The organism is Streptomyces flavochromogenes (genome assembly GCF_000717595.1).
Lineage (GTDB): Bacteria > Actinomycetota > Actinomycetes > Streptomycetales > Streptomycetaceae > Streptomyces > Streptomyces flavochromogenes.
The window spans coordinates 112,886-139,368 of record NZ_JNZO01000025.1; the positions used below are offsets into that span (position 1 = coordinate 112,886).

Consider the following 26,483-nt stretch of genomic DNA (forward strand, 5'->3'; position numbering starts at 1 on the left):
GGCCGGGTGTTACGCCGGGACGCTCGCCACGCCCTGCGCGAGGAAACGCTTGCCGTTGACGCGCTCGGAGACGCCCTCACGGTCCAGGTACGGCGTGATGCCGCCCAGGTGGAAGGGCCAGCCCGCGCCGGTGATCAGGCAGAGGTCGATGTCCTGCGCCTCGGCGACGACACCCTCCTCCAGCATCAGGCCGATCTCCTGCGCCACCGCGTCCAGGACGCGGTCGCGGACCTGCTCCTCGGTCAGGACGGACTCGCCCTGGACGAGGAGGGCGGCGACCTCCGGGTCGAGCTCCGGCTTGAAGCCGTTCTCGGCGTTGTAGACGTAGAAGCCGCGCTTGCCGGCCTCGACGACGCGCTTGAGGTTCGGCGAGACGGTGAAGCGCTCCGGGAAGGCGCGGTTCAGGGTCTCGGAGACGTGCAGACCGATGGCCGGTCCGACGAGCTCCAGAAGGACCAGCGGCGACATCGGCAGGCCGAGGGGCTCGATCGCCTTCTCGGCGGTCTCGACCGACGTGCCCTCGTCGATGACGTTCTGGATCTCGCCCATGAAGCGGGTCAGGATGCGGTTCACGACGAACGCCGGGGCGTCCTTGGTGAGGACCGCGGTCTTCTTCAGCTTCTTGGCGACACCGAACGCGGTGGCCAGCGAGGCGTCGTCCGTCTGCTCGCCGCGGACGATCTCCAGGAGCGGGAGGATCGCGACCGGGTTGAAGAAGTGGAAGCCGACCACGCGCTCCGGGTGCTGGAGCTTGGAGGCCATCTCCGACACCGACAGCGAGGAGGTGTTGGTGGCGAGGATCGCGTGCGCCGGGGCGACCGCCTCGACCTCCGCGAACACCTTCTGCTTGACGGACATCTCCTCGAACACGGCCTCGATGATGAAGTCCGCGTCCGCGAAGCCCTCGGCCTTGTCCAGGACACCGGAGACCAGGCCCTTGAGACGGTTGGCCTTGTCCTGGTTGATGCGGCCCTTGGCGAGCAGCTTCTCGATCTCGGCGTGGACGTAGCCCACACCCTTGTCGACGCGCTCCTGGTCGATGTCGGTCAGGACGACCGGCACCTCGAGGCGGCGCAGGAAGAGCAGGGCGAGCTGGGAGGCCATCAGACCGGCGCCGACGACACCGACCTTGGTGATCGGGCGGGCCAGCGACTTGTCCGGGGCACCGGCGGGGCGCTTGCCGCGCTTCTGCACCAGGTTGAAGGCGTAGATGCCGGAGCGGAGCTCGCCGCCCATGATCAGGTCCGCGAGGGCCTGGTCCTCGGCGTCGAAGCCCTTCTGCAGGTCGCCGTCCTTGGCGGCCTCGATGATGTCGAGGGCGCGGTAGGCGGCCGGCGCGGCACCGTGGACCTTGGAGTCGGCCACGAGACGGCCCTTGGCGACGGCCTGGTCCCAGGCCTCGCCGCGGTCGATCGCGGGGCGCTCGACCGTCACGGAGCCGTTGAGGACGGAAGCCGTCCAGATCAGCGACTGCTCCAGGAAGTCGGCACCCTCGAACAGCGCGTCGGCGATGCCGAGCTCGAAGACCTGCTTGCCCTTGAGCTGACGGTTCTGGTTCAGCGAGTTCTCGATGATGACCGAGACGGCCTTCTCGGCACCGATCAGGTTCGGCAGGATGGCGCAGCCGCCCCAGCCGGGCACCAGACCGAGGAAGACCTCGGGCAGCGAGAAGGCCGGCAGGGCCTTCGACACGGTGCGGTAGGTGCAGTGCAGACCGACCTCGACGCCGCCGCCCATGGCCGCGCCGTTGTAGTACGCGAAGGTCGGGACGGCGAGCTCGGACAGCCGCTTGAAGACGTCGTGGCCGCCCTTGCCGATGGCGAGCGCCTCGTCGTGCTTCTTCAGCAGCTCGACGCCCTTGAGGTCGGCGCCGACGGCGAAGATGAACGGCTTGCCGGTGATGCCGACGCCGGTGATCTCACCGTTCGCGGCCTCGGCCTCGACCTGGTCGATCGCCGTGTTCAGGTTGGCGAGCGACTGGGGGCCGAAGGTGGTCGGCTTGGTGTGGTCGAAGCCGTTGTCCAGCGTGATGAGGGCGAACCGGCCCGCACCCGCGGGCAGTTCGAAGTGCCGTACGTGGGCGCTGGTGACGACCTCGTCGGGGAAGAGCTCCGCGGCGCCCTTCAGAAGCTCGGCGGTGGTGCTCACTTGCCCTCCCAGTGGGGGTTTTCCCAGATGACCGTGGCGCCCATGCCGAAGCCGACGCACATCGTGTTGAGGCCGTAGCGGACCTGCGGGTTCTCCTCGAACTGGCGGGCCAGCTGCGTCATCAGACGGACGCCGGAGGAGGCGAGCGGGTGACCGTAGGCGATGGCGCCGCCGTACTGGTTGACGCGGGCGTCGTCGTCGGCGATGCCGTAGTGCTCCAGGAAGGCGAGGACCTGGACCGCGAAGGCCTCGTTGATCTCGAAGAGGTCGATGTCCTCGATGGACAGACCGGCCTTCGCGAGGGCCTTCTCGGTCGCCGGGATCGGGCCGTAGCCCATGACCTCGGGCTCGACGCCGGCGAAGGCGTACGAGACGAGGCGCATCTTCACCGGGAGGTCGTTCTCGCGGGCGAAGTCCTCGGAGGCGATGATCGAGGCGGTGGCACCGTCGTTGAGACCGGCCGCGTTGCCCGCGGTGACGTTGCCGTGGACGCGGAACGGCGTCTTCAGGTTGGCCAGCGACTCCAGGGTGGTGCCCGGGCGCATCGGCTCGTCGGCGGTGACCAGGCCCCAGCCGGTCTCACCGGTGGAGGCGTCGGTGCGGCGGACCGAGATCGGCACCAGGTCCTGCTGGATCTTGCCGTCGGCGTACGCCTTGGCGGCCTTCTCCTGCGAGCGCACGGCGTACTCGTCGGCGCGCTGCTTGGTGATGCTCGGGTAGCGGTCGTGCAGGTTCTCGGCGGTCATGCCCATGAACAGGGCGGACTCGTCGACCAGCTTCTCGCTCACGAACCGCGGGTTCGGGTCGACGCCCTCACCCATGGGGTGGCGGCCCATGTGCTCGACGCCACCGGCGATGACGGCGTCGTAGGCGCCGAAGGCGATCGAACCGGCGACCGAGGTGACGGCGGTCAGCGCGCCGGCGCACATGCGGTCGATGGAGTAGCCCGGCACCGACTGCGGCAGTCCGGCGAGGATGCCCGCCGTGCGGCCGAGGGTCAGACCCTGGTCACCGATCTGCGTGGTCGCGGCGATGGCGACCTCGTCGATCTGCGCGGGGTCGAGGCCGGGGTTGCGGCGCAGCAGCTCCCGGATGGCCTTGACGACGAGGTCGTCGGCGCGGGTCTCGTGGTAGATGCCCTTCGGGCCCGCCTTGCCGAACGGGGTGCGGACGCCGTCGACGAAGACGACGTCCCTGACGGTACGAGGCACGATGGCTCTCCTCCAGGGTGCGGGATGGCACTGCTGCGGCACACGCCTAAGCGTGCGCTTGCTTCCCCCATGCTACTTGTGGGTAACCAGGCTGCCCAGCCCCTGGGCCCCAAGCGGCGAAGGTCACACCCCGAGGATGCCACCGGGCCGGCCGCGCGCCCCCCGCGTACGCCCGTCTGTTCGGACGGTCCCGCAACCCGATGGGCCCAGGGCGGCGGCCGCGTCGTGGCGCGGTCGCCCGCCGGCGGGCGGAGGCTGGCACCGGCCGCGGCACGAGGCCGCGGCCCCTGCCCACGGAAAGGACTGCCATGGCCATCGTCACCACCGACCACCAGGTCCCCCACACCTCCACCGTCCCCGCGAACGCCGGCGATCCGGTCAAGCTCTTCGTACGGGAGCGGCGCGACACGTCCGACAGCGGGCCGCGCACACCGGTCCTCATGCTCCACGGCCGGAGCGTGCCGGTGCTGGCCGGCTGCGACCTCCAGCACGAGTCGTACAGCTGGGCCGAGGCGCTGGCGAAAGCCGGCTACGACGTCTTCATGATGGACCTCCAGGGGTCGGGCCGCTCCCCGCGCCCCACCATGGACGACCCCCACAACGTCAACCCGGCCCAGCAGGCCCTGCTGACGCCGAGGCCGCCGGGATTCGTCCCGGGCCCGCCGACCTACCCGTTCCAGCTGACCAACTCGAACAGCGACCGGGACGAACTGAACACCGTCGTGGAGTTCATCCGCGCCGAGTGCCAGGTGGACAAGGTCGCCTTCATCGGCTGGTCCGCCGCCGCGTTCACGATGGGGCCGTACGCGGTCAAGAACCCGGGGAAGGTGTCGAGCCTGTTCCTGCTGGCGCCGATCTTCCCGCCCCTGGGCACGTCGAACCCGCCGGCCACGCTGCCGCTGCCCGGCTTCCCCATGTTCGTCGGCGGGAAGACGGGATTCGACCAGGGATGGGCCGCGGAGGCGCCCTGTGAGGGCCAGCGCGCGCCGGGCATCGTCGACGTGGCCTGGAACGCGATCATGGACAACGACCCGATCGGCAGCACGTGGGGGCCCCTGACGGGGCTCAACCGCATCAGGAACTTCGTCCGGTGGGGATGGAACAACACCACGGCGGCGCAGGGCGGGGTGCTCGGCGGTGATGTGCCCGTCCTGATGGTGTACGGGGAGTACGACCGTCAGGTGAACACGTCACCCCCCAACCCGAATCCGGAACTCAACTTCTCCGTCCCCGCGCTCTACGACGCCGTCGCGGGCTCGCACAAGCTGATGGTCAAGCTGGCCTGCGCGGGGCACTCGGTGGTGTGGGAGATGCAGCACAAGAACGTGCACAACCTCTCGAAGCACTGGCTCAAGCACCTCAAGGTCGACGGCAAGACCAACGGCGTCTTCGACATGGACACCGACGGCAACCTCAGCCCCGTCCCGTAGAACGGCGAAGCCCCCGGCCGGACACCGGCCGGGGGCTCCGCGCGCGGGGCTACGCGGTCGCCGTCAGCGCCTTCACGAGGAGCGGGGTCACCAGTTCGACCTGCCACTGCCGGGCGCCGTACCCCGTCAGAGCGGCGGCCACGCCCGAGGCGTCGGCCGTCGCCGGCGGCTCCCAGCAGACCCGGCGCACCGTGTCCGGGGTGATCAGGTTCTCCTGCGGCAGGTTCAGCTCCTCCGCGAGGGCCGAGACCGCCGCGCGCGCCGCCGACAGGCGGGCCGCCGCGACCGGGTCCTTGTCCGCCCAGGCGCGCGGCGGCGGCGGGCCGGCCACCTGCTGGCCCGGCTGGGGCAGCTCGCTCTCGGGCAGCTCGCGGGCGCGGTCGACGGCCGCCTGCCACTGCTCCAGCTGACGGCGGCCCATCCGGTGGCCGTAGCCGGGCAGCGCCATGAGCGCGGTCACGTTCACCGGCACCGCGAGCGCCGCCTCCACGATCGCCGCGTCGCTCAGCACCTTGCCGGGGGAGACGTCCCGCCGCTGGGCGACCTTGTCACGGGCCGTCCACAGCTCCCGTACGACCGCCATCTGGCGACGGCGCCGCACCTTGTGCATGCCGGAGGTGCGCCGCCACGGGTCCTTGCGCGGCGGGGCGGGCGGGGCCGAGGCGATCGCGTCGAACTCCTGGTGCGCCCATTCGAGCTTGCCCTGCCGGTCGAGCTCCTTCTCCAGGGCGTCCCGCAGGTCGACGAGGAGTTCCACGTCGAGGGCCGCGTACCGCAGCCAGGGCTCGGGCAGCGGCCTGGTGGACCAGTCCACGGCGGAGTGGCCCTTCTCCAGGGCGTAGCCCAGGACCGACTCGACCATGGCGCCGAGGCCGACGCGCGGGAAGCCCGCGAGCCGTCCGGCGAGCTCGGTGTCGAACAGCGAGGTCGGGAGCATGCCTATGTCGCGCAGGCACGGGAGGTCCTGGGTCGCGGCGTGCAGGATCCACTCGGTCCCGGCGAGCGCGTCGCCGAGTCCGGAGAGGTCGGGGCAGCCCACCGGGTCGATGAGCGCGGTCCCCGCGCCCTCGCGGCGGAGCTGGACGAGGTAGGCGCGCTGGCCGTACCGGTAGCCGGAGGCGCGCTCGGCGTCCACGGCGACGGGGCCGCGGCCGGCCGCGAAGGCGGCGATCACCTCGGCGAGGGCGTCCTCGGTCTCGACGACGGGCGGAATCCCCTCGCGGGGCTCCAGCAACGGGATCGGAAGCCCATTCGCAGGGACATCGTCGTCCGGGGGGCCGCCCCCGGTGGTGCGCAGTGCTGTGTCTGCTGCGGTCTCTTGGGCGTCGGTCACCTGTCAAGGGTATCGGTGAACGGCAAGCGCCTGTCGACGGAACGTTCCGTCGACAGGCGCCGGCTTCGTGTCGACCCTCCGTCAGTGGATGATCCCGGTCCGCAGGGCGACCGCGACCATGCCGGCGCGGTCCCCGGTGCCCAGTTTGCGGGCGATCCGGGCGAGGTGGCTCTTCACGGTGAGGGCCGAGAGACCCATGGAGACGCCGATCGCCTTGTTCGACTGGCCCTCCGCGACGAGCCGGAGCACCTCGACCTCACGGCCGGAGAGCTCGCGGTAGCCGCCCGGGTGGCTCGGGGCACCCGGGGGGCGGCGGTGGCCGAGCCGCGCGGCCGCGGCGCCGATGGGGGCGGCGCCGGGTCGGGTCGGGTGGCCGATGTTCGTACGGGTGCCGGTGACGACATAGCCCTTCACGCCGCCCGCGAGGGCGTTGCGCACGGCACCGATGTCGTCCGCCGCCGAGAGGGCGAGGCCGTTGGGCCAGCCCGCGGCGCGGGTCTCGGACAGCAGGGTCAGGCCACTGCCGTCGGGCAGGTGGACGTCGGCAACGCAGATGTCGCGCGGGTTGCCGACGCGGGGACGTGCCTCCGCGATGGAAGAAGCCTCGATCACGTCGCGTACTCCGAGGGCCCACAGGTGGCGGGTCACGGTGGAGCGGACGCGCGGGTCGGCCACGACGACCATGGCCGTCGGCTTGTTCGGGCGGTAGGCGACCAGGCTTGCGGGCTGCTCGAGGAGAACGGACACCAGGCCTCCTGGGGGAAGGGTGCGGGACGGAGCCGGCTCGGGGAGGAAGCCGGGGGCGAACCCGTGCTGTGAAGGGGTCACTGGTTCCTTCGGCAGCTGGGCCGCCCGCCTTTAGGGAAAGATCACGATTTGGTGAGTAACAATTAGGGCAATTCGGACGCGTGATCGATCATCCTACGAGCGGGCCCCCTCGTGTCACTCCTGAGAGGGAGTGCCGGAGCCGTCGTTCGGACACTCCGAAGGTTGGCTTGATCCCGCCCCTCAGGCCTGCTGCGGCCCCCGCCGCTGGGGCAGCGAGACGATCCCCGCGCCCGACACCGTCCCCGCCGCGCCCGTCGCCTGTTCGGCCGGCGCGGGCGGCAGCCCCGCGATCTGGCAGAGCAGATCGCACCAGGCCGCCAGGTGCGCCCCGGTGTCCGGCACCCCGGCCAGACCCTCACGCGGCGTCCAGGACGCCCGGATCTCGATCTGCGTCGCCGGCCTGCGGTCCGCGAGACCGCCGAAGTAGTGCGAGCCCGCCATGGTGACCGTGCCGCTCGCCTCCCCATACGCGAGCCCCCGGGCCTCCATGGCCCCGGTCAGCCAGGACCAGCACACCTCGGGCAGCAGCGGATCCGCCGCCATCTCCGGCTCCAGCTCCGCCCGGACCAGCGTCACGAGACGGAACGTGCCCTTCCAGGCCTCGTGGCCGTCCGGATCGTGCAGGAGCACGAGCCGCCCGTCCGCGAGGTCCTCCTCGCCGTCCACGACGGCCGCCTCGACCGCGTACGCATGAGGGGCGAGGCGCTGCGGGGGCCTCGTCGGGTCGATCTCGATCTCGGGCCGCAGTCGCGCCGAACGCAGCGCCTCCACCGCCCGGCGGAACGCTGGGGGTACCGGGTTCGCCTCCGTACTGTCCGCCGTTTCGTCCGTCCCTCGATCGCCGTCGGAATGATCGGAAAAATGTCCCTGCGCCGCAGCCATGCGGGGAAGAGTAGGCGGAACGGGGCCTCTGTGCAGGGAGGACACCCGGCCCGGACGAGCGGCTTCCCGCCACATGCGAAGATTCTGGGCGTGAGTGCCAACGATCGCCCGCAGGGCCAGCAGACGAAGCAGCAGTCGCGGACGTACGACTCCGCGTTCCTCAAGGCATGCCGGCGGGAGCCCGTGCCGCACACCCCCGTCTGGTTCATGCGGCAGGCCGGGCGCTCCCTCCCCGAGTACCTGAAGGTGCGCGAGGGCATCCCCATGCTCGAGTCCTGCATGCGGCCCGAGCTGGTCACCGAGATCACCCTCCAGCCGGTCCGCCGCCACAAGGTCGACGCCGCGATCTACTTCAGCGACATCGTCGTCCCCCTCAAGGCCATCGGCCTCGACCTCGACATCAAGCCCGGCGTCGGCCCGGTCGTCGCCGACCCGATCCGCACCCGCGCCGACCTGGACCGGCTGCGCGACCTGACCCCCGAGGACGTCCACTACGTCACCGAGGCCATCGGGATGCTCACCGAGGAGCTGGGCGACACCCCGCTCATCGGCTTCGCGGGCGCGCCTTTCACCCTCGCGAGCTACCTCGTGGAGGGCGGTCCGTCGCGCAGCCACGAGCGCACCAAGGCGATGATGTACGGCGACCCGCAGCTGTGGGCCGATCTGCTCGACCGCCTCGCCGAGATCACCTCGGCCTTCCTCAAGGTCCAGATCGAGGCCGGAGCCTCCGCCGTCCAGCTCTTCGACTCCTGGGTCGGCGCCCTCGCCCCGGCGGACTACCGGCGCTCGGTGATGCCGGCCTCCGTGAAGGTGTTCGACGCGGTCGCCGGGTACGGCGTCCCGCGCATCCACTTCGGCGTCGGTACGGGCGAGCTGCTCGGCCTCATGGGCGAGGCCGGCGCGGACGTCGTCGGCGTCGACTGGCGCGTCCCGCTCGACGAGGCAGCCCGCCGCGTCGGCCCCGGCAAGGCGCTCCAGGGCAATCTGGACCCGGCCGTGCTGTTCGCCGGGCGCGAGGTCGTCGAGGCCAAGACGGACGAGGTCCTGGCCGCCGCGAAGAACCTCGAGGGACACGTCTTCAACCTGGGCCACGGCGTCATGCCGTCGATGGACCCCGACGCCCTGACCGGCCTCGTGGACTACGTGCACACCCGGACCGCGGTCTGACGCACCCACCACGCCCGTCCGGCGGCCGCCGGGGGAGACCCCGGCGGCCGTCGTGCTGCCGTCAGCCCGCCGCGCGGACCGCGGCCGTCGCCTTGCGGGCCGCGATCAGGACCGGGTCCCACACCGGCGAGAACGGTGGCGCGTACCCCAGGTCCAGGGCCGTCATCCGCTCCACCGTCATCCCCGCCGTCAGCGCCACGGCCGCGATGTCCACGCGCTTCGCCGCGCCCTCCCGGCCCACGATCTGCACCCCGAGCAGCCGGCCCGTGCGCCGCTCGGCCAGCATCTTCACCGTCATCGCCGCGGCCCCCGGGTAGTAACCGGCCCGGGACGTCGACTCCACGGTCACCGTCACGTACCGCAGCCCCACCTCCCGCGCGTCCTTCTCCCGCAGGCCGGTCCGGGCGAGCTCCAGGTCGCAGACCTTGGACACCGCCGTGCCCACGACCCCGGGGAACGTCGCGTAGTCGCCGCCGACGTTGGACCCGATGACCTGGCCGTGCTTGTTCGCGTGCGTCCCCAGCGGCACGTACCGCTCGCGGCCCGAGACCAGGTCCAGGACCTCCACGCAGTCACCGCCCGCCCAGATGTTCTCGTGGCCGCGGACCCGCATCGCCAGATCGGTGAGCAGCCCGCCGTGCGCACCCAGGGGCAGTCCCGCCGCACGGGCGAGCGAGGTCTCCGGCACCACACCCATGCCCAGGACGACCACGTCCGCCGGGTACTCGGCCTCGTCCGTCGCCACCGCCCTCACCCGGCCACCCTCACCGGTGAGGATCTTCGTGACCTCCGCCGAGGCGACCGTCGTGATCCCCAGACCGTCCATCGCCCGGTGCACCAGACGGCCCATGTCCGGGTCCAGGGTCGCCATCGGCTGCTCGCCCCGGTGCAGGACCGTCACCTCGTAGCCCCGGTTGAGGAGCGCCTCGGCCATCTCCACGCCGATGTAGCCCGCGCCGACCACGACCGCCCGACGCCCCGGTGTCGCCTCCAGCGAGTCGAGCAGCGCCTGCCCGTCGTCCAGGGTCTGCACCCCGTGCACCCCGGGAGCGTCGATCCCCGGCAGCGCCGGCCGCTTGGGCCGGGCGCCCGTCGCGACGACCAGCTTGTCGAAGCCGGTCCAGGTCTCCGTACCGGCCTCCAGGTCCCGTGCGAGGACCCGCCGGCCGGGCACGTCGATCGCCGTCACCTCCGTCCGCATCCGCAGGTCGATGGCGCGTGCCCGGTGTTCCTCGGGGGAGCGCGCGATCAGCTCGGCGCGTGTGGCGACGTCACCGCCGACCCAGTACGGGATGCCGCAGGCCGAGTACGAGGAGAAGTGACCGCGCTCGAACGCGACGATCTCCAGCTCCTCCGGCCCCTTGAGCCTGCGCGCCTGCGACGCGGCGGACATCCCCGCCGCGTCGCCACCGATGACCACAAGTCGTTGCCTCATGGGGACAGCGTATTTTTCGGGCTCACTCGTCGGGCGTCTCCGGGGGTACGGGGGCTCCGGCCGCGTTGCGACGGGCCGCGGGGACGGCGGCCGTGGGCTCCGGCGGGGCCGGGCGGTCCGCTCGGGCCGTGCGGCGGGGGCGGACGACGCGGCGCCACACGAGGGAGGCGATCAGGGCGACGGCCAGCCAGGGCGCCAGGGCCGCGAGCACGACGATCGCCCAGGAGACGGCGGCGACCAGGGCGTTCCAGCCGCCGCTCAGGGCGTCACCGAAACCGGGGCGGCCCTCCTCCTCGTTCTCCTCCGCCCGCGGCTTCTCCTTCTGTGAGAGCTCCAGGGTGATCGTCGCCAGGGACGTCCTGTCCCTCAGGGAGGACTGCTGGGCCAGCAGGGACTCCAGGTCCGCCTGGCGGCGGCTGAGTTCGCCCTCCAGGGTCACCACGTCGGTCAGCCTCTCGGCCCGCTCCATCAGGGCCCGCACCCGCGCCACGCTCGCGCGCTGGGTGGCGATCCGGCTCTCCACGTCCACCACCTGCTCGGTGACGTCCTTGGCGTCGGCCTTGCGGGCCAGCAGCTTCCCCGTGCCGGCGAGTTCGGTGAGGACGGAGTCGTACCGCTCCTGCGGCACCCGCAGCACGATGCGGGACGTGACGTACCCGTCGTCGAGCCGCTCCGTCGACTCGTTCTCGACGCGGCCGCCCGCGCCGGCCGTCACGTCGCGGGCCGTGACCAGGGCCTTCGTCACATCACCGACCTCCACCGACAGCGAGGCCGTACGGATGACGTGCTGCTGCGCGGGGGCCTTCGAGGGTGCGGACGGGGCCTTCTCGGCGCCCGATCCGGAGTAGCCGTCGGCGGCGCCCCGTGCCGCCGTGTCGCCCTTGGCGTCCGCGGGCGCCGCCGCGCTCAGGTCCCGCTTGGCGTCCCCCGCCGAGTCGCCGCCGCCGGCCCCGCAGCCGGTCAGCACCAGCGAGGCGGTGAGCAGGACCGTGCCCGCCGCCGCCCGCGTTCTCGCCGTCGTACGTGAGTTCCGCATCGAGTCCCCCCAGGGGTGCTAGGTGTCGCCGGTTCGACGTACCAGCCCACGGAACGGGTTGCCCTCCGGCGGTAGCGATGCGGTCACGGTCCGGCCTCGGAACGGGAGCGGGCGGGTCGGGGAGCCTCGGAACCGGAGCCGATGGGCGATTTGAGAGAGTGGTGCCATGAACGCGGACACCACGGGACACCACGTCGGGCCTCATGTCGTCGTCGCCGGAGGCGGTATCGCCGGGCTCGCCGCCGCCCACCGGCTGGCCGTCGCCGGTCACCGGGTGACCCTCCTCGAAGCGGGACCGCGGCTCGGCGGCAAGCTGCTCGCCGGGGAGATCGCGGGCGCCCCCGTGGACCTCGGCGCCGAGTCGCTGCTCGCCCGCCGCCCCGAGGCGGTCGCCCTCGCCCGGGCCGTCGGCCTCGGCGACCGGCTCCAGGCCCCCGGCACGACCACCGCGTCCGTCTGGTCGCGGGGCGAACTCGTCCCGATGCCCAAGGGCCACGTCATGGGCGTCCCCGGCGACGCCCACGCCGTCGAGGGTCTGCTCTCCGCGGAGGGCGTGCGGCAAGTCGGCCTCGACGCCGAACTGCCCCCGACCGAGATCGGCGACGACATCGCCATCGGCGCGTACGTCGCCGCCCGCATGGGCCACGAGGTCGTCGACCGGCTCGTGGAACCCCTCCTCGGCGGGGTGTACGCCGGTGACGCCTACCGCATCTCGATGAAGGCCGCCGTCCCGGCCCTCTTCGAGGCCGCCCGCACCCGGCCCACCCTCACCGCCGCGGTCCGCGCCGTCCAGCGGGCCGGGGCGGCCGTCCCCGCCGACGCGGCGGGCGCCGCCACCGGCCTCGGCGGCTCCGTCTTCCTCGGCGTCGACGGCGGTGTCGGCACCCTGCCCGGCGCCGTCGCAAACGCGATCCGCGCCGCCGGCGGCGAGATCCTCACCGACGCCCCCGTGACCGGGCTCCGCCGCGCCGGGGCCACCGGCTGGCAGGTCGTCGGCGGCGACCGGGTCCTCACCGCCGACGCCGTCGTCCTCGCGACCCCCGCCGGCCCCGCCGCCGCGCTCCTAGCCCCGCACGCGCCCGCCGCCTCCGCCGAGCTCGACGCCATCGCGTACGCCTCCATGGCCCTGGTCACGCTGGCCTTCCGCCGCACCGACATGCCCGCCCCCACCGGTCCGGGTCTCTCCGCCCTGCCGGGCTCGGGGTTCCTCGTGCCGCCCGTCGACGGGCACACGATCAAGGCCTCCACCTTCTCCTCGCAGAAGTGGCAGTGGGTCGCCGACCGGGCCCCCGACCTGTTCGTGCTGCGGACCTCCGTCGGCCGTCATGGCGAGGAGGAGCAGGTCCACCGCGAGGACGCCGACCTCGTCGCCGCCTCCCTCAAGGACCTCGGGGCCGCCACCGGACTCACCGCCCGGCCCGTCGCCACCACGGTCACCCGCTGGACCGGCGGCCTGCCGCAGTACCCGGTCGGCCACCTCGCCCGGGTCGCCAGGGTCCGCGAGGCCGTCGCCGCCCTCCCGGGAGTGCGCGTCGCGGGCGCCGCGTACGACGGAGTCGGCGTCCCCGCCTGCATCGCCTCGGCCCATCGGGCGGCCGACGAGATCATCGCCACGTCGAAAAGGACCGACCCCGGTGCGGGGCACTCCCTGTGACGGGCGAGAATAGGCGTATGAGTGCGCCCGAAAAGATCCCGAACGCCGGTAAGAAGGCGAAGGACCTCAACGAGGTCATCCGCTACACCCTGTGGTCTGTCTTCAAGCTGCGCGACGTTCTCCCCGAGGACCGCGGCGGCTACGCCGACGAGGTCCAGGAGCTGTTCGACCAGCTCGCGGCCAAGGACATCACCGTGCGTGGCACGTACGACCTCTCCGGTCTGCGCGCCGACGCCGACGTGATGATCTGGTGGCACGCCGAGACGAGCGACGAGCTCCAGGAGGCGTACAACCTCTTCCGCCGCACCCGCCTGGGCCGCGCCCTGGAGCCGGTCTGGTCGAACATGGCGCTGCACCGCCCCGCCGAGTTCAACAAGTCGCACATCCCGGCCTTCCTGGCCGACGAGAACCCGCGCGACTACGTCTCGGTCTACCCGTTCGTGCGCTCCTACGACTGGTACCTGCTGCCGGACGAGGACCGCCGCCGGATGCTCGCCGACCACGGCAAGATGGCCCGTGGCTACCCGGACGTCCGCGCCAACACGGTCGCCTCCTTCTCGCTCGGCGACTACGAGTGGCTCCTCGCCTTCGAGGCCGACGAGCTGCACCGCATCGTGGACCTCATGCGTCATCTGCGCGCCTCCGAGGCGCGGATGCACGTCCGCGAAGAGGTCCCGTTCTACACCGGTCGCCGCAAGAGCGTCGCCGAGCTGGTGGCGGGCCTGGCCTGACGGCCGTACGAAAACCTGGTGGTGGCCCGGCTCCCGGCCGGGCGCGCCACCCCTCGACCCGGAAGATCAGACGGCAGGCGTCACCATGGCCTGCCGCTCCAGCGACACCGGGTCCGGCTCCGGGTGCGGCGCGCATGACGCGCGCCGCACCGGCGTCATTTCCGGGGTCTTCTCCCGCTCAGCCCCGGCCGCGCAGAGCCGCGCAGAGCCGCGCGGAGCTCCGGCTCCAGGACCGCCGGCCCGCGCGTCGCGAGTGCCGTCAGAGGATCGGCGGCCGAGAGCGCGGCGAGCAGCCGCTGCCCGGCCGGGGAGGCCCAGCGGGTGTACGGGTACACCTCGATCCGCCCGATCAGCAGACAGAGCCCCGAAGCGAGCAGCGGCAGCGCGAACCCGGCGAGGACCGGGGCCCGCTCGGCGGCCGGCACGAGCAGCGTGGACACCGTCCCGAGAACCAGGCTCAGCAGGAATCCCGCCCGCACCACCCGCAGCCCGGCGGCGACCTCCCGCCGGCCCGCCGCGGACACGGCGAGCCCCCGCGCGACGAGCCGCTCCGCGAGCAGGTGTACGGAGTCGGTGGCGGCGACCAGCGGACGTACGGCGGGAATCGGCGCCTGACCCTGAGGGCCCAGGGCGCCGATCACGGCCCGCTCCAGCTCGTCCCCCGCGCACGCGTCGGCGTCCACGACCGTCGCCCAGCCGGTGCGAGCGAGCAGCAGCCGCCGTTCCCGGTGCATGGACACGAGGGTGAGATCGGTGACCCGCAGTGGCCCGCCGGCGAGGTAGGCCGCTTCGCCGACGGTGAGTTCGGGCGCGCCCGCGGCGGGAGCGGCACCGTGAGCGGGCCGGGCCGCCGCGAGCGTCGCCCGGCAGAGCCGCGCACAGCCGACACCGGCCACCACACACGCCACGAGCAGCAACGGAACCCAGACCATGACCGAGTTGTACGGGAGGCGGGGCGGGTCCGCCACTCGAACGGGTGATCAGCTGCTGGAGCTGGAGCACGAACTCCCGCTGGAACTGGAGCTGGAGCACGAACTGGAGCTTGAACCGGAGCACGAGCTCCCGCCCCCGCCGCAACCGGAACCGCCCCCGGAACAGGACCCGGACGAGCACGACGACCCGGAGCCGCCGCCCGAGCAGGAGCTTCCGCCCCCGCCACCCCCGCCGCCGCACGCACTGGTCCCCGCGCACCACACCACGGCCGCGCCGAAGTCGGCGTCGGAGTCCGTGCCGGCGTGCGGGTACGGGGAGGGGTGCCTGCCGCCGCCGCCGCGCCGCCGCGGCGGCGCGGAGATCCGGGCGGCCGCCACCAGCTGCTCCCGCAGCACCGGATCGGGCAGCGCCCGGAGCCCGTGCAGGGCCACCAGCAGGCCGGCGTCCGCGAGATGGGCGTGACCCCGCCCGTACGCGAGGACCGCGCTCCGGCCGGCCGGGGTGACCTGCCGGGCGGCGATCGACCCACAGACGAGCGCCGTGAACCCGGCGGCGAGTACCACCGGCACCACCTTGAAGAGGAACGGGAACGAGGGCGCGCCGGGGGAGGCGAAGTCCATGGCCGTGACGAGGGCCGACACCGGGAAGAGCCCGAGGGCCGTGAGGCCGACCACGGCGCACCACCGGAGCGTGGTGCGCCGGGTCGCCGGATCGACGACCAGCCCGCGCACCGCGAGCCCGTCGCCGATCTCCTGGACCGCCGGATGCCGCATGACGGCCATCCGCAGGTGGTGCAGGGCCCCGTGCGGGGCCGCGGCGTGCTCCTGGAGCACGGCGCGCTCCACCGGGTCGTACGCGACGGGGCGGACGACGGCCACGATGCCGGGCCCGCCGATCGCCAGCCTGCCGTCCGCCTGGAGGGCGGCCAGGGCGGTGTCGACGACCCTGGCGGGGCCGCCGTTGAGGAAGGCGGCCTCGTACCGGTCGTGGACCGGTCCGCCGGGTCCCCCGCGGGTCCGGACGACCCGGGTGACGAGCACCGTGATGCCGGTGATGCCGGTGAGGTAGTAGAGCGCGACCAGGGCGTTCACGAGCGCCTCACTTCCGTACCAGTGCGTGGCGGGCGGCCCGTACGAGCCGGGTGGCGCGGCCCGCCGGGCGACTGCCGGAACGGTCCTGCCACCACTCCGTGAGCCGCCGTCGGGCCGTCGGGTCCTCCGGCCTCCCGGCGACGAGGAGATGCTCGGCGAAGTCGAGGGCGTCGCGGCGGTAGCCGCCGGTCATGGGCCGGGATCTGGCGTACGCGAGGAACGCCGGCCGGTAGCCCTTGCCCAGGATCTCGGGAAGCTCCGGCGCGACCTTGGCGACGACCCCGGCCCGCTTGGCCGCGAGCGCCCGGCTCTGCACGCCGAGCCGCCGGCTGTCGAAGCCCTCGGGCACGGGCGTTCCGGCGACGAGCGCGGACAACAGAGCGGCCTGAGCGACGGCGACGCGCTGCCGGGCACCGGGCGTGGGCGTGGGCGCGGGCGTGGGAGCCACGGGTGCCTCCGGGGTGACGCTGGGCATCGGCCCACCGGAGACCCGGGCCCCGGCGCCGATGAGCAGCGCCGCTCGGGGCGCGGGCTTCGACGACAGGGCGCCGTGCTGATGGGCCGCGCCCACGCCCACCGCCCCGGCGGAACGTGTGCCCGCGGCGGTGATCGTCCCGCGGATCGCCCGCAGTTCGTCCGCCAGTTCCTCCGCCGGGGGAAAGTCGTCGTCCCGTTCGAGCAGGACGCCCGGCGGAGCCACCCGGGACGCGAGGTCCGTCAGTACGTCGAGCACCGCCTCCGGTACGGGATGCGCGTGGGTGTCGTGCCAGACACCGTCCCGCTCGACACCCCCCGCCACGTGCACGTACGCGATCGCCTCCACCGGCAGCTCCGACAGGGCCCGCGACGGGTCCTCGCCCCGGTTGACGTGGTTGGTGTGCAGATTGGCGACGTCGATGAGGAGCCGTACCCCCGTACGCTCCACGAGCTCCGCCAGGAAGCGGCCCTCCGACATCTCCTCGCCCGGCCACGAGACGAGCGCCGCGATGTTCTCCAGAGCGAGCGGTACGGGCAGCGCGTCCTGCGCGATCCGTACGTTCTCGCAGAGCACGTCGAGCGCGTCCCAGGTCCTGGGCACGGGAAGCAGATGGCCCGCTTCGAGCTGCGGGGTCGCCGTGAGCGGCCCCCCGGCCCGGACGAACGCGATGTGTTCCGTGACCAGCGGCGCCCCGAGCGCCACCGCCTTCTCGCCGAGCGCGGCGAGCCGCGCCGGGTCGGGGCGGTCCGCGCCCCCGAGCCCCAGCGAGACGCCGTGCGGCACGACGGTGACGCCGCGCTCGCGCAGCCGCGTCAGGGAGTCGGGCAGATGGTCGGCGCAGATGTTCTCCGCGACGACCTCCACCCAGTCGATGCCGGACAGTCCCTCCACCGCGTCAGCGATCTCGGGACGCCAGCCGATGCCGATGCCGAGTTCCGTCATGTCCCCCTCCTTCGGTCCTCAGTCACCCACGTGATGGCCCCGGCGGGAGTGTTCGAACCCCAGGAGGGTCACGTTCAGAGGTTGATTTGAGGTTCCATTCGGTCACGCCGACGGAAGGGGGGCCGACGGTGACGGCCGGGGGTGTCTCGCCGATCAGGCCGGGCCCGCCACGACAGTCCCTAGGGCCGCGGCAGTCGCAGCCCCGGGGCGAAGCGGTCGCTTCCCTCGGCCACCACGGTGGGGCCGGGGGCGATCTCCGTGAAGCCCGCGTCCCGGACCAGCGGGAGACCGCTCGCCGCCAGGGCGGGCCACTCCTCGGCCGGCGCGGTGCGGACCGCGAGCGGGAAGCCCGCCTCGTGCCAGGCCTTCCGGTCGGCGTCCCCCATCGCCCACCACAGCAGCTGCGCCCCGTGCCCGGCCTGGGCCATCGTCTTGCCCGCCGACATGTCGAGCTCCGGATTGATCCACAGCACCACCGCGCCGTCCGGTACGGGGCCGGGCGCCGCCGGGTCGTCGAGGTCGGTGCCCGAGACCTGGAGCTTGGCCAGCTCCTTGGGCCAGCCGTCGAGCGGGACCGGCGGGAAGACCCGTACCTCCGCCTCCAGGCCGTCGACCGTGATCCCCGGAAGCGCGCCCGCGCGCCGCCACTCCGCGCCGCGCGCCCGGCGCACCACCTTGCGGATCCTGGCGTCCTGCCAGTCGGTCATGGCCTGCGCCCACTCGCCCTCGCCGAGCGAGCGGTCGTCGGTGAGGATCTCCAGGACGGCGCGCGCGGCGGTCTCCAGGGCATCGGTGCGGGACGGCGGCGCGTCCCGTTCGATCCGTACGACCAACGGCAGGACGAACTGGGGCTTCTCATCGCGAAGATCGGTCTCATTGCTGCTCACCGGGCAAGTCTGCCACTGCCCTCACGCGTGATTCTTGGAGGAATGAGCAGTTCCGGGCCAGGATGCCCCCCATGAAGAGTGATCTTTTCACCGGTGAACACCTCGCCGAGACCGCAGATTTCCCGGGGATGACCCTCCAGAACGCCAAATCCGTCAAATACACCGTCAACGGCGAGATGCACGCACGCCAGGGATCGATGATCGCCTTCCGCGGCGACCTCCGGTTCGAACGCAAGGGCCAGGGCATCGGCGGCCTGCTCAAGCGCGCCGTCACCGGCGAGGGCCTCGCCCTGATGGCCGTACGCGGCCAGGGCGAGGCGTGGTTCGCGCACGAGGCGCAGAACTGTTTCATCGTCGAGATCGAGCAGGGCGACGCGTTCTCGGTCAACGGCCGTAACGTGCTCTGCTTCGACGCCACCCTCCACTACGAGATCAAGACCGTGAAGGGCGCCGGCATGACCAGTGGCGGCCTGTTCAACTCCGTCTTCTCCGGCTACGGCAAGGTCGCCCTCATGTGCGAGGGCAACCCGATCGTCATCCCTGTCACCCCGCAGGCCCCGGTCTTCGTCGACACCGACGCCGTGGTCGGCTGGAGCGAGCAGCTGCACACCACGCTCCACCGCTCGCAGTCCGTCGGCTCGATGATCCGCGGCGGCTCGGGCGAGGCGGTGCAACTCAAACTGGAGGGCCAGGGCTTCGTAGTCGTCCGGCCCAGCGAGCTGACCCCGCAGAAGACCTCGAATTGAGGCTGGAGCGGGTCGGGCGCCGGCACGGCCTCCGGGGGGCGTGGGTCCTCCGCGAGGTGGACCTCGACCTGCCCGCCGGGGCCCTCGTCCGGGTCGTCGGCACGAACGGCACCGGGAAGTCGACCCTGCTCCGGCTCGTCGCCGGCGTCGACGCGCCCACCGCGGGCCGCGTCACCGGCCGCCCGCCCCGCACGGCGTACGTCCCCGAGCGCTTCCCGGCCGCGCTGCCCTTCACGGCCACCGACTACCTGGTCCACCTGGGGCGGATCCAGGGTCTCGGCACGGCGGCGGCGCGGGCCCGGGCGGGGGAGTGGCTCGAACGGTTCGGGGCGGCCGGGCACGCCCGTACGGCCATGGCTGAACTCTCCAAGGGCACGAGCCAGAAGGTCGCCGTGGCCCAGGCCTTCCTCGCCGACCCGTCGCTCCTCGTCCTCGACGAGGCCTGGACCGGCCTCGACACGGGCGCGCGTGCGGAACTGGACGCGGCGGTCCGCTCACGCCGGGCGGCCGGCGCAACCGTCGTCTTCGTCGACCACGACCCGCGCCGGCTGGAGGGGGAGCCGTCCGCGGTGTACGAGGTGGGGGAGGGCCGGGTCAGGGAGGCCGCGGGCCCGATTCGCCCGGCCCCGGACGCGGTCCGCGCGGGCACCGGGCCGCGGCCGCGCGTGCGGATCACCGTCTCCGGCGGCCCGCGCGCCCTCCCGCTCCCGGAGCGCCTTCCCGGGCACCCCGTCGTCGCACCCGGACCCGACGGCGACGGCGCCACCGTCCTCACCGTCGACGCCGGCCACTCCGACGCCCTGCTGAGCGCGCTGCTCGCCGCCTCCTGGCACATCCACCACCTCGGCCCCGAAGGCGTACGCGTATGACGGCGCTCCTGCGCTACCAGACCGGCCTGCTGCTCCGCTCGCAGCGCTGGCTCGCACCGCTGCTCCTGTACGCGGCCTTCCTCGCCGTCGGCGTCGACGCGGGCGAGCCCGTCCTCGGCGCGCTCGGTCTCGCCGCCGCCGCGCTACTCCCCGTCACCGCCTGGTCCGTGCGGATCTGCGTCACGCAGGAGCCGTCCGCCGCCCGGAACGCCGTCGCGGCCGCGGCCGGCCGGGGCCGCGCGCATCTCGCGGCGCTCGTCGCCGGGACCGCCCTGCCCGCCCTCGTCGGCACGGTTGCGGCCCTCGCGGTGACGGCGACCGGTGACCGGCGCGGTGTCACCGCGCCCGCCGCCGTGACCACGGGGCTCCTGGCGGTTCTGGCCTGCGCCTTGACGGGCGCCGCCGTCGGCGCGCTGGCGTCCCGCCCCTTCGTCCGGGCCCCCGGCTGGTCCGTCGCGGCGCTGGTCCTGGGCTCGCTGCTCGCCCTGGTGACCACCGGCTCACCGGCGAAGCACGCGATGACCGCTCTGATCACCGGCGCCCGCACGGCGACCGCCGACCCGCCGTGGCTCGCCTGCGGGGGCGCGGTGCTCCTCGCCGCGGTGTGCGCGGTCCTGGCGTGCGGGGCAACGGCCCGCCTGGAGTGAGTACGCTCGAAGACATGAACGACATGACCGAGTCCACCGAGTCCACGTCGTACTGCGTCACTCCGGAGCCCGGCCCGAAGCCCGGACCGGCGACCGAGGGCCCCTTCGCCGCCTGTGTGCTGTGCCAGGAGCCGACCGAGTACCCGGAGTCCACGAAGGGCATCACCCTGTGCCCGGTCTGCGAGTGGCGGGAGGCTGAGCGCACGGCCTGCTCGGGCTAGACGCAGACATCCGCTCATCCGCCCGTCAGCCCGTCCTCAGTCAGCCTGTGCCCTTCCGCCAGTCGGCCCCGTCGGCTCATCCGCCCATCAGCTCCGAGACCTTCACGAAGCGGTAGCCGCGGGCCCGGAGTTCCGGGACGATGCGGCGGATCGCCTGTTCCGTGACCGGCGCGGCGCTGCGTGTGCAGTGCATGACGACCAGGGAGCCCGGCTTCACCCCGTCGAGGACCTGTTCGGCCACCGCGTCCGCGTCCCGCGCGAAGGCGTCGCCGCTGACCACGTCCCACTGGACCGCCGTCACCCCGGCCGGGGCGAGTGCGCGGAGGGCCGCGTCGTCGTAGCAGCCGCCGGGGAAGCGGAAGTACGGGACGACGTTCACCGCCCCGGCGTCCCGGAACGCGTCGAAGGCCCGCTGGACGTCGTCCGCCATGTCGGGCTTGGCGACGGTCGGGAGGCCGTAGCAGGGGGACGCGAAGGCGTAGTGGCTGTAGGAGTGGTTCGCGATCTCGAAGCGCGGGTCGCGTCCGATGGACTTCGCCTGGTCCGGGTACTCCTCCGCCCAGCGGCCCGTCATGAACACGGTCGAGTCCACCTTGAGCCGGCGCAGGGTCTCGATGAGCTGCGGATTGTCGAAACGCTCGCCCTGCGCGGCCCGCGGCCCCTGATCGGCCGTCATGTCGGCGTCGAAGGTGAGCGCGACGACCTTCTCCGCGCCCTTCGCCGTGGCCTTGCCCGCGCCCTTCGCCCGGTGGGTGTACACGGGGGTGAGGCCCCCGGGCCCCGGAGCCATGGTGGGCGGTGCGGCGGGGACGCGCGCGGGCTTGGGACCGGCCGCCGCGGCGCTCGCCCGGGGCGACGGGCTGGTGGAGGCGGCCGGTTCCTTCGCCGGCGGGGCCGGGGGCGTTTCGACGGCTTCCCGGCCGCAGCCGACGAGGACGGCGCCCAGAAGACCGAGCGCCGTCAAGTTCCGTACAGAAATGTTCACGAGCGGAAGTTAACTGATCAAAGTGTCTAACGCTCGCGACTCGACAGCAGCAGCACCCGAGTCCACGCGCTGAGCTGACGCACCATCGCGTCGGCATGCGCGGCCCGCTCCCGCCGGAAGGGGAGGACGAGCAGGGCGGGCACGAAGGCCAGCGTCACGAGCAGCAGGGGCACGGTCGCCACGAGAACGATGAGGGCGCGCTGGGCCCAGCGGAGAGTACGCATCGGGTTCCTTGGGGTGGTGTCGGCTTCTGGATGAGCGAGCCCCCACCGTCGGCCCCGTCCGGTACGTTGCGAAAGCCGCAACCGTTGCCGGTGTCGCGGCAACGCCGAGGGGGAGGTGTGCGATGACCGAAGTCGCCCGTACGCAGGGGAGTTCGTCGGAGATCGAGCGCGGCGGGGTCGCCGAGGTCGCCGCCCTGGGCAACGTGTTGACGGGCCTCTTCAAGCGGCTGGGCATCACCCAGACCCAGTACGCCCACCGCGTCCACCTCGACAAGTCCGCCGTCTCCCGCTACCTGAGCGGCCGACGGCTCGCGCCCCAGGAGTTCGTCGACCGGCTGGTGGGCGAGGTCGAGGACCACCTCGGCGCGCCCCTCCAGCCGGAGGCGAAGGAGGCCCTCAGGAACCAGCGCCTGGAGGCGCTGCGCGTCTGCAACCCGGACGAGTTCCAGCTGGAGAGCCTGCGGGGGGAGCTGGCCCGCTCCCGCCGGGACACCCGCCGCGCCGAGCGCAACATCGAGGCTCTGCAGACCCTCCTGGAGAGCAAGGAGGACGAGGTCCGTCGCCTCGCCGACGACCTCACGCAGCTCCGCCTGGACTGGGGCGCCGAGCGCGCGGACCCCGCCCCCACCTACGACCTGCTGCGCGAGGTGGCACGGCTCCGGCAGGACCTCCAGGACGCCGAACGCCTCCGCGTGCGGGCGGAGCAGCACGGCGAGGAGCTGCGGGACCGGGTGCTGCGCCTGGAGGAGGAGCTGTCGCGGCGGAGCCCTTCGACCGGGGCCGTGCCCCTGGAGGTGTTCAAGACCCAGCTCGCGGAGCTCTGGGAGGCGGAGAACTTCCCCGAGGCGAGCCGGGACCTGACGGAGGCGGCGTGGTCGCGGCCGCTGGACGAGGTGACCGAGCTGCTGCACTGGCTGAAGGAGACTGCCGGGCTCACCCCGGCGGTGACCTTCGTCGCCGACGTCGCACGGCTCAGGCCGCTGGAGGATGTGCTGGCCTTCGCCCCGGAGGTGGCGTGGCAGGGCCGGTCCCGGATACAGGGGTCGTGGACCACGGCGGTGGCCGCTCGGGTCACCGCTCGCAACGCGGCCGTCGTCTTCCAGGGGTTACGGAAGACGGAGACCCGTTCCGACTCCGAGAGCGACCGCGTCCTCGCCGAGGTGGTGTCCCGGGTGCGGAGCGACGCGCAAGCCGTCGCGCTCGTCTCGGCCGCTCTGTCCGGCACCGCCGCGCTGGGGCCGCTCACCCGGGTGTCCGCGGTGCTTGCTCTGGGACGCCGGTCGGATCCGTTCGGACTGCGCGCCGTGGTCGGGCTCGCGGAGGCGGGCAGGTACGACGTGGCGGCCCTCGTGCTCGACGCCGCGTGCCTGGGTGAGACCGCCGTACCGGACGACGGCCGGGTCCTCGAGGAGTCGGTCCCGACTGCCGCCTCCCTCCGGCTCGGCGCGGCCGTCAGGGAGCTCGACGCCGTCCAGATCGGCCGTCTGTTCGATCTGGTGACATGGCTGGACGACACGCGCGTCATGACCGCCTTCGCCGTGTGGCTGGCCCACGAGGACGAGACGCACCTCTTCGACCGACTGCTCGCCACGATGGCGGACCAGGGCCGGCTGAGCCTGCTCGACGTCCGGATGTCCGCGACGCTGGGGGACGCCGTCAGGGACTGGTGGCGCCGCTCACGTGGCCAGTAGCCGCCGCCGGCTCTCGTCCACGTCGAAGTTCCCCGGCGGGTAGGTCGGGTCCAGCTCCTCCAGGTGTTCGAGGAGCAGCCGGCTGATCGCCCAGTTGCGGTACCACTTGCGGTCCGCGGGGACCAGGTACCAGGGGGCCTCGTCCGTCGTGCAGCGTTTCAGGGCGATCTCGTACGCCTTCTGGTACGCCGGCCACATGCCGCGTTCCTCGATGTCGCCCAGGTTGAACTTCCAGTGCTTCTCCGGGTTGTCCAGACGTTCGAGGAGCCGGCGGCGCTGTTCCTCGTACGAGATGTGCAGGAAGACCTTGACGACCGTCACGCCGTCGTCGGCGAGGGACTTCTCGAAGAGGTTGATCTCCTCGTACCGGCGGCCGAGCCGGGAGCGCGGGACCAGTTCCCGTACGCGGGCGATGAGCACGTCCTCGTAGTGCGAGCGGTCGAAGATGCCGATCTCGCCCGGACCGGGGAGCGCCTTCATGATCCGCCAGAGGAACGGGTGGTTCTGTTCTTCCGGCGTCGGGGCCTTGAAGGCGCGGATACGGCAGCCGGACGGGTTGAAGAGGCCGATGACGTGCTTGACCGTGCCGCCCTTGCCGCTGGTGTCCATGCCCTGGAGCACCAGGAGCACCCGTCGGCGGTCACCGGCCGTGCTCGCCGCGTACAGGCGTTCCTGGAGGTCCGCGAGGCGCGGCGCGAGGGCGGCGGTGGCGGCCAGACCGGCCGCCTTGTCGGCGGGGCCGCCCGGGGTCGCGGAGGCGTCGTACGCGGTGAGGTCGATGCGCTCGCCCCCGGGGACGCGGAGCAGGTGCCGCAGGGACGTCTCCTGAGGCTTCCGCTTCTTCCTGCCGTCCTTCTTCGCCACCTCGTGCCCCTTCCGCCGCGCCGCGCGTCCGTCCTCCCCCGATCGTGCGACGGAACCCGGCCGCCCGCGAGTGCGCGCGACCGGGCACCGCCCTCAGCTCAGCACCACGGGCCCGTCACCGCGAAGGTCGTCCCCGGCGTGTAGCAGTTGACGTACATGGTTCCCCGGTCCGGCGAGAAGGTGACGCCCGCGAACTCGCCCCACTCCGGTGCCTCGGGCGTGCCGATGTTCTGCGCGCCCCGGGCGAGCGCGTACACCTCGCCGCGCTCGCTCACCCCGAAGACGTGCTGCGCCCCCTCGCCGTCCTCGCAGACCATCAGGCCCCCGCTCGGCGCCAGGCAGATGTTGTCCGGTGACTCGCCGGGGAGCCGGATGTCGGTGTCCGGGCCGAAGACGACGACGAGGGTGAGCCGGCGCCGGTGCGGCTCGTACTTCCAGACCTGGCCGAAGTGCGTCGCGCCCGAGCCGTCCTTCACGCGTGCGAAGGAGGACACGAAGTACACGGCCCGGCCGCCCCAGTAGCAGCCCTCCAGCTTCTGGGCGTGCGTGATGCCCCGGGGGCCGAAGTCCTGGAGCCTGATGGGGGTTTCCGCTGCCTGTGGGTCCGGTACGGGGACCCACTCGATCCCCTCGAAGCGGGTGCCGGCCTCCTGGATCACCGAGAGGTCGGAAACGCCCGGTACCCGCATGGCCTCCAGGGCGCCGCCCGCGCGCAGTGACCCCGTGCCGCCGAGCGGCCGGTGGGGGAGGAAGCGGTAGAAGAGCCCGAAGGGGCGCTCGAAGGCGTCCTCCGTCTCGTAGACGATGCCGCTCGTCGGGTCGATCGCGATGGCCTCGTGCTGGAAGCGGCCCATGGCGGTGAGCGGGACGGCGCCGGTGCGGTGCGGGTCGGCTCCGTCGACCTCGAAGATGAAGCCGTGGTCCTTGGTGTAGCCGTTCGTCCCGGCCTTGTCCTCGGTCTCCTCGCAGGTCAGCCAGGTGCGCCAGGGGGTGGGCCCGCCCGCGCAGTTGACGGCGGTACCGGCGATGGCGACGCGTTCGCCGAGGACGTTGTTCCGGCCGTCGAGTTCCAGGGCCGTACAGCCGCCCTTGCCGGCCGGGTCGTAGGTCAGGCCGGGGACGGTCGGGACGCCGATCTTGCCGGTGACCCGGTTCTCGTGGTTGCGGACGAGGTGCACGCGGCCGCGACGGCCGGCGAAGGCGCTCATGCCGTCGGGGTTGCTGGGGACGAGGCCCTCGCCGGAGCGGAGCGGGTCGCCCTGCCGGGAGAGGACCTTGTAGCGGAAGCCGGCCGGGAGGTCGAGCAGACCTTCGGGGTCGGGGATCAGGGGGCCGTAGCCGGCCCGTCCCGTGTGGCCGCCGGGCGCGGCGCTCGCGCTGCCGGCGAAGAGTTCGGAGAGGGCGCCGGTGAAGGCGATCCCGGCGGCGGTGGCGCCGGTGCGGGAAAGGATCTGACGTCGAGTCGCGGACATGAGGCAACAACTCCTGTTGGCGGACAGGCATGTGTGACGCGTGACCCGCATGTGTGTACCACGCACTGTGGTGACACGTGAACCATGCGGGCCACAACTGCCTCATGTGGCGCGTGTTCTGACCGCGAGTCAGGAACCGGCGAGCTCGGCGGTGAGGGTGATCGTCGTGCCCGTGAGCGCCTGGCTGACCGGGCAGTTCTTCTTCGCGTCCTCGGCGAGCGACTGGAACTGGTCCGCGTCCATGCCGGGGACCTCGCCGCGCACGGTGAGGTGGATGCCGGTGATGCCCTGGCCGGGCTGGAAGGTGACGTCGGCCTTGGTCTCCAGGCGGGCCGGCGGAGCGTCGGCCTTGGCCAGGATGTTGGAGAAGGCCATCGAGAAACAGGAGGAGTGCGCGGCGGCGATGAGCTCCTCGGGGCTGGTCTTCCCGTTCGGCTCCTCGGTGCGGGCCGGCCAGGAGACGTCGTACGAGCCGAGACCGGAGGAGTCGAGGGTGACGACACCGGAACCCTTGAGGAGGTCGCCCTGCCAGACGGTGTGGGCGTGACGCACGGTGGCCATGGTGGATCCCTTTCGAT

At 72.8% G+C, this 26,483-nt stretch carries 25 protein-coding genes; 9 read left to right on the plus strand and 16 right to left on the minus strand.

Features of this window, described 5'->3' with window-relative positions; translation table 11 throughout:
- Positions 1–9: 9 nt before the first annotated feature.
- Positions 10–2,148, minus strand: a complete 2,139-nt coding sequence (locus IF00_RS0128640; protein ID WP_030322945.1) for a 3-hydroxyacyl-CoA dehydrogenase NAD-binding domain-containing protein — start codon at positions 2,146–2,148, stop codon at positions 10–12.
- Entirely contained in the window at positions 2,145–3,359 is a 1,215-nt protein-coding gene (locus tag IF00_RS0128645) for a thiolase family protein (protein ID WP_030322947.1), read from the minus strand. Before IF00_RS0128645 ends, IF00_RS0128640 begins: the two co-directional genes overlap by 4 nt.
- A gap of 308 nt (positions 3,360–3,667) precedes the next feature.
- On the opposite strand from IF00_RS0128645, the gene IF00_RS0128650 reads away from it, so the two are divergent.
- Positions 3,668–4,789 (plus strand): alpha/beta fold hydrolase, encoded by a 1,122-nt coding sequence (locus IF00_RS0128650; protein WP_030322948.1) that lies wholly within the window; start codon positions 3,668–3,670, stop codon positions 4,787–4,789.
- Between the two features lie 49 nt (positions 4,790–4,838).
- Here IF00_RS0128650 and IF00_RS0128655 read toward each other — a convergent pair whose 3' ends face one another.
- The 3 genes from IF00_RS0128655 to IF00_RS0128665 all read right to left on the minus strand — a co-directional run bounded on the left by IF00_RS0128655 (position 4,839) and on the right by IF00_RS0128665 (position 7,832).
- Positions 4,839–6,122 (minus strand): HRDC domain-containing protein, encoded by a 1,284-nt coding sequence (locus IF00_RS0128655; RefSeq protein ID WP_030322952.1) that lies wholly within the window; start codon positions 6,120–6,122, stop codon positions 4,839–4,841.
- Positions 6,123–6,203: 81 nt separating this feature from the next.
- Positions 6,204–6,869 (minus strand): response regulator transcription factor, encoded by a 666-nt coding sequence (locus IF00_RS0128660; RefSeq protein WP_015037008.1) that lies wholly within the window; start codon positions 6,867–6,869, stop codon positions 6,204–6,206.
- Between the two features lie 261 nt (positions 6,870–7,130).
- Positions 7,131–7,832, minus strand: a complete 702-nt coding sequence (locus tag IF00_RS0128665) for a DUF3000 domain-containing protein (RefSeq protein ID WP_030322953.1) — start codon at positions 7,830–7,832, stop codon at positions 7,131–7,133.
- A 90-nt stretch (positions 7,833–7,922) separates the two neighbouring features.
- On the opposite strand from IF00_RS0128665, the gene hemE reads away from it, so the two are divergent.
- Complete coding sequence (hemE, locus tag IF00_RS0128670) at positions 7,923–8,999, plus strand: uroporphyrinogen decarboxylase (protein WP_030322954.1); 1,077 nt, start codon at positions 7,923–7,925, stop codon at positions 8,997–8,999.
- Positions 9,000–9,060: 61 nt separating this feature from the next.
- Here the strand turns inward: hemE and IF00_RS0128675 are convergent, their stop codons facing one another.
- The gene (locus IF00_RS0128675; RefSeq protein ID WP_030322955.1) at positions 9,061–10,434 is read right to left on the minus strand and encodes an FAD-dependent oxidoreductase; all 1,374 of its coding nucleotides are present in this window, start codon (positions 10,432–10,434) and stop codon (positions 9,061–9,063) included.
- Between the two features lie 22 nt (positions 10,435–10,456).
- A complete protein-coding gene (locus tag IF00_RS0128680; RefSeq protein WP_037639236.1) occupies positions 10,457–11,470 on the minus strand; it encodes a DUF4349 domain-containing protein in 1,014 nt (337 codons plus the stop codon).
- Positions 11,471–11,636: 166 nt separating this feature from the next.
- Here IF00_RS0128680 and hemG point away from each other — a divergent pair, with 166 nt between their 5' ends.
- Both hemG and hemQ read left to right on the plus strand, forming a co-directional pair.
- Complete coding sequence (gene hemG, locus IF00_RS0128685) at positions 11,637–13,124, plus strand: protoporphyrinogen oxidase (protein ID WP_030322960.1); 1,488 nt, start codon at positions 11,637–11,639, stop codon at positions 13,122–13,124.
- 17 nt (positions 13,125–13,141) lie between these two features.
- Positions 13,142–13,855: a hydrogen peroxide-dependent heme synthase gene (hemQ, locus tag IF00_RS0128690; protein ID WP_030322961.1), complete on the plus strand. Its 714-nt coding sequence runs from the start codon at positions 13,142–13,144 to the stop codon at positions 13,853–13,855.
- Positions 13,856–14,010: 155 nt separating this feature from the next.
- On the opposite strand, the gene IF00_RS0128695 is transcribed toward hemQ, so the two are convergent.
- The 4 genes from IF00_RS0128695 to IF00_RS0128710 all read right to left on the minus strand — a co-directional run bounded on the left by IF00_RS0128695 (position 14,011) and on the right by IF00_RS0128710 (position 18,186).
- On the minus strand, positions 14,011–14,787 hold the full coding sequence (locus IF00_RS0128695) for a TIGR04222 domain-containing membrane protein (protein WP_030322962.1): 777 nt from the start codon (positions 14,785–14,787) through the stop codon (positions 14,011–14,013).
- Between the two features lie 48 nt (positions 14,788–14,835).
- Positions 14,836–15,879 (minus strand): TIGR04222 domain-containing membrane protein, encoded by a 1,044-nt coding sequence (locus IF00_RS0128700; protein ID WP_030322963.1) that lies wholly within the window; start codon positions 15,877–15,879, stop codon positions 14,836–14,838.
- 7 nt (positions 15,880–15,886) lie between these two features.
- The gene (locus IF00_RS0128705; RefSeq protein WP_030322965.1) at positions 15,887–17,299 is read right to left on the minus strand and encodes an MbnB/TglH/ChrH family RiPP precursor modification enzyme; all 1,413 of its coding nucleotides are present in this window, start codon (positions 17,297–17,299) and stop codon (positions 15,887–15,889) included.
- Between the two features lie 179 nt (positions 17,300–17,478).
- On the minus strand, positions 17,479–18,186 hold the full coding sequence (locus IF00_RS0128710) for a peptidyl-tRNA hydrolase (RefSeq protein WP_037639238.1): 708 nt from the start codon (positions 18,184–18,186) through the stop codon (positions 17,479–17,481).
- A 71-nt stretch (positions 18,187–18,257) separates the two neighbouring features.
- On the opposite strand from IF00_RS0128710, the gene IF00_RS0128715 reads away from it, so the two are divergent.
- From IF00_RS0128715 to IF00_RS0128730, 4 genes are read left to right on the plus strand one after another with little or no spacing between them, the layout of a single operon-like run.
- The gene (locus tag IF00_RS0128715; RefSeq protein WP_030322968.1) at positions 18,258–18,932 is read left to right on the plus strand and encodes an AIM24 family protein; all 675 of its coding nucleotides are present in this window, start codon (positions 18,258–18,260) and stop codon (positions 18,930–18,932) included.
- Positions 18,929–19,801 carry an ABC transporter ATP-binding protein gene (locus IF00_RS46220; protein ID WP_030322970.1) on the plus strand — a complete coding sequence of 291 codons (873 nt, stop codon included), beginning with the start codon at positions 18,929–18,931 and terminating at the stop codon, positions 19,799–19,801. The genes IF00_RS0128715 and IF00_RS46220 overlap by 4 nt, the downstream gene beginning before the upstream one ends.
- Positions 19,798–20,448, plus strand: coding sequence for a hypothetical protein (locus IF00_RS46225; RefSeq protein WP_030322972.1), 651 nt, complete (start codon positions 19,798–19,800; stop codon positions 20,446–20,448). Before IF00_RS46220 ends, IF00_RS46225 begins: the two co-directional genes overlap by 4 nt.
- Before the next feature lie 23 nt (positions 20,449–20,471).
- Positions 20,472–20,669, plus strand: coding sequence for a hypothetical protein (locus IF00_RS0128730; RefSeq protein WP_030322974.1), 198 nt, complete (start codon positions 20,472–20,474; stop codon positions 20,667–20,669).
- 76 nt (positions 20,670–20,745) lie between these two features.
- Here IF00_RS0128730 and IF00_RS0128735 read toward each other — a convergent pair whose 3' ends face one another.
- Both IF00_RS0128735 and IF00_RS0128740 read right to left on the minus strand, forming a co-directional pair.
- Positions 20,746–21,654: a polysaccharide deacetylase family protein gene (locus IF00_RS0128735; RefSeq protein ID WP_245234663.1), complete on the minus strand. Its 909-nt coding sequence runs from the start codon at positions 21,652–21,654 to the stop codon at positions 20,746–20,748.
- Positions 21,655–21,680: 26 nt separating this feature from the next.
- Positions 21,681–21,878, minus strand: a complete 198-nt coding sequence (locus tag IF00_RS0128740; RefSeq protein WP_030322977.1) for a hypothetical protein — start codon at positions 21,876–21,878, stop codon at positions 21,681–21,683.
- Between the two features lie 122 nt (positions 21,879–22,000).
- On the opposite strand from IF00_RS0128740, the gene IF00_RS0128745 reads away from it, so the two are divergent.
- Complete coding sequence (locus IF00_RS0128745; RefSeq protein ID WP_030322979.1) at positions 22,001–23,569, plus strand: helix-turn-helix domain-containing protein; 1,569 nt, start codon at positions 22,001–22,003, stop codon at positions 23,567–23,569.
- Here IF00_RS0128745 and IF00_RS0128750 read toward each other — a convergent pair.
- The 3 genes from IF00_RS0128750 to IF00_RS0128760 form a co-directional block, all read right to left on the minus strand.
- Positions 23,555–24,433, minus strand: coding sequence for a PPK2 family polyphosphate kinase (locus tag IF00_RS0128750; RefSeq protein ID WP_030322980.1), 879 nt, complete (start codon positions 24,431–24,433; stop codon positions 23,555–23,557). The genes IF00_RS0128745 and IF00_RS0128750 overlap by 15 nt on opposite strands.
- Before the next feature lie 98 nt (positions 24,434–24,531).
- On the minus strand, positions 24,532–25,905 hold the full coding sequence (locus IF00_RS0128755) for an alkaline phosphatase PhoX (RefSeq protein ID WP_030322983.1): 1,374 nt from the start codon (positions 25,903–25,905) through the stop codon (positions 24,532–24,534).
- A 129-nt stretch (positions 25,906–26,034) separates the two neighbouring features.
- On the minus strand, positions 26,035–26,466 hold the full coding sequence (locus tag IF00_RS0128760; RefSeq protein ID WP_030322984.1) for an OsmC family protein: 432 nt from the start codon (positions 26,464–26,466) through the stop codon (positions 26,035–26,037).
- Between the last annotated feature and the right edge of the window lie 17 nt (positions 26,467–26,483).

Bases quoted from the DNA above. Each gene is read 5' to 3' on its own strand.
- IF00_RS0128650 (WP_030322948.1), top strand. From the start codon at position 3,668: ATGGCCATCGTCACCACCGACCACCAGGTCCCCCACACCTCCACCGTC.
- IF00_RS0128665 (WP_030322953.1), bottom strand. From the start codon at position 7,832: ATGGCTGCGGCGCAGGGACATTTTTCCGATCATTCCGACGGCGATCGA.
- IF00_RS0128675 (WP_030322955.1), bottom strand. From the start codon at position 10,434: ATGAGGCAACGACTTGTGGTCATCGGTGGCGACGCGGCGGGGATGTCC.
- IF00_RS0128680 (WP_037639236.1), bottom strand. From the start codon at position 11,470: ATGCGGAACTCACGTACGACGGCGAGAACGCGGGCGGCGGCGGGCACG.
- hemG (WP_030322960.1), top strand. From the start codon at position 11,637: ATGAACGCGGACACCACGGGACACCACGTCGGGCCTCATGTCGTCGTC.
- hemQ (WP_030322961.1), top strand. From the start codon at position 13,142: ATGAGTGCGCCCGAAAAGATCCCGAACGCCGGTAAGAAGGCGAAGGAC.
- IF00_RS0128695 (WP_030322962.1), bottom strand. From the start codon at position 14,787: ATGGTCTGGGTTCCGTTGCTGCTCGTGGCGTGTGTGGTGGCCGGTGTC.
- IF00_RS0128705 (WP_030322965.1), bottom strand. From the start codon at position 17,299: ATGACGGAACTCGGCATCGGCATCGGCTGGCGTCCCGAGATCGCTGAC.
- IF00_RS0128715 (WP_030322968.1), top strand. From the start codon at position 18,258: ATGAAGAGTGATCTTTTCACCGGTGAACACCTCGCCGAGACCGCAGAT.
- IF00_RS46225 (WP_030322972.1), top strand. From the start codon at position 19,798: ATGACGGCGCTCCTGCGCTACCAGACCGGCCTGCTGCTCCGCTCGCAG.
- IF00_RS0128730 (WP_030322974.1), top strand. From the start codon at position 20,472: ATGACCGAGTCCACCGAGTCCACGTCGTACTGCGTCACTCCGGAGCCC.
- IF00_RS0128740 (WP_030322977.1), bottom strand. From the start codon at position 21,878: ATGCGTACTCTCCGCTGGGCCCAGCGCGCCCTCATCGTTCTCGTGGCG.
- IF00_RS0128745 (WP_030322979.1), top strand. From the start codon at position 22,001: ATGACCGAAGTCGCCCGTACGCAGGGGAGTTCGTCGGAGATCGAGCGC.
- IF00_RS0128755 (WP_030322983.1), bottom strand. From the start codon at position 25,905: ATGTCCGCGACTCGACGTCAGATCCTTTCCCGCACCGGCGCCACCGCC.
- IF00_RS0128760 (WP_030322984.1), bottom strand. From the start codon at position 26,466: ATGGCCACCGTGCGTCACGCCCACACCGTCTGGCAGGGCGACCTCCTC.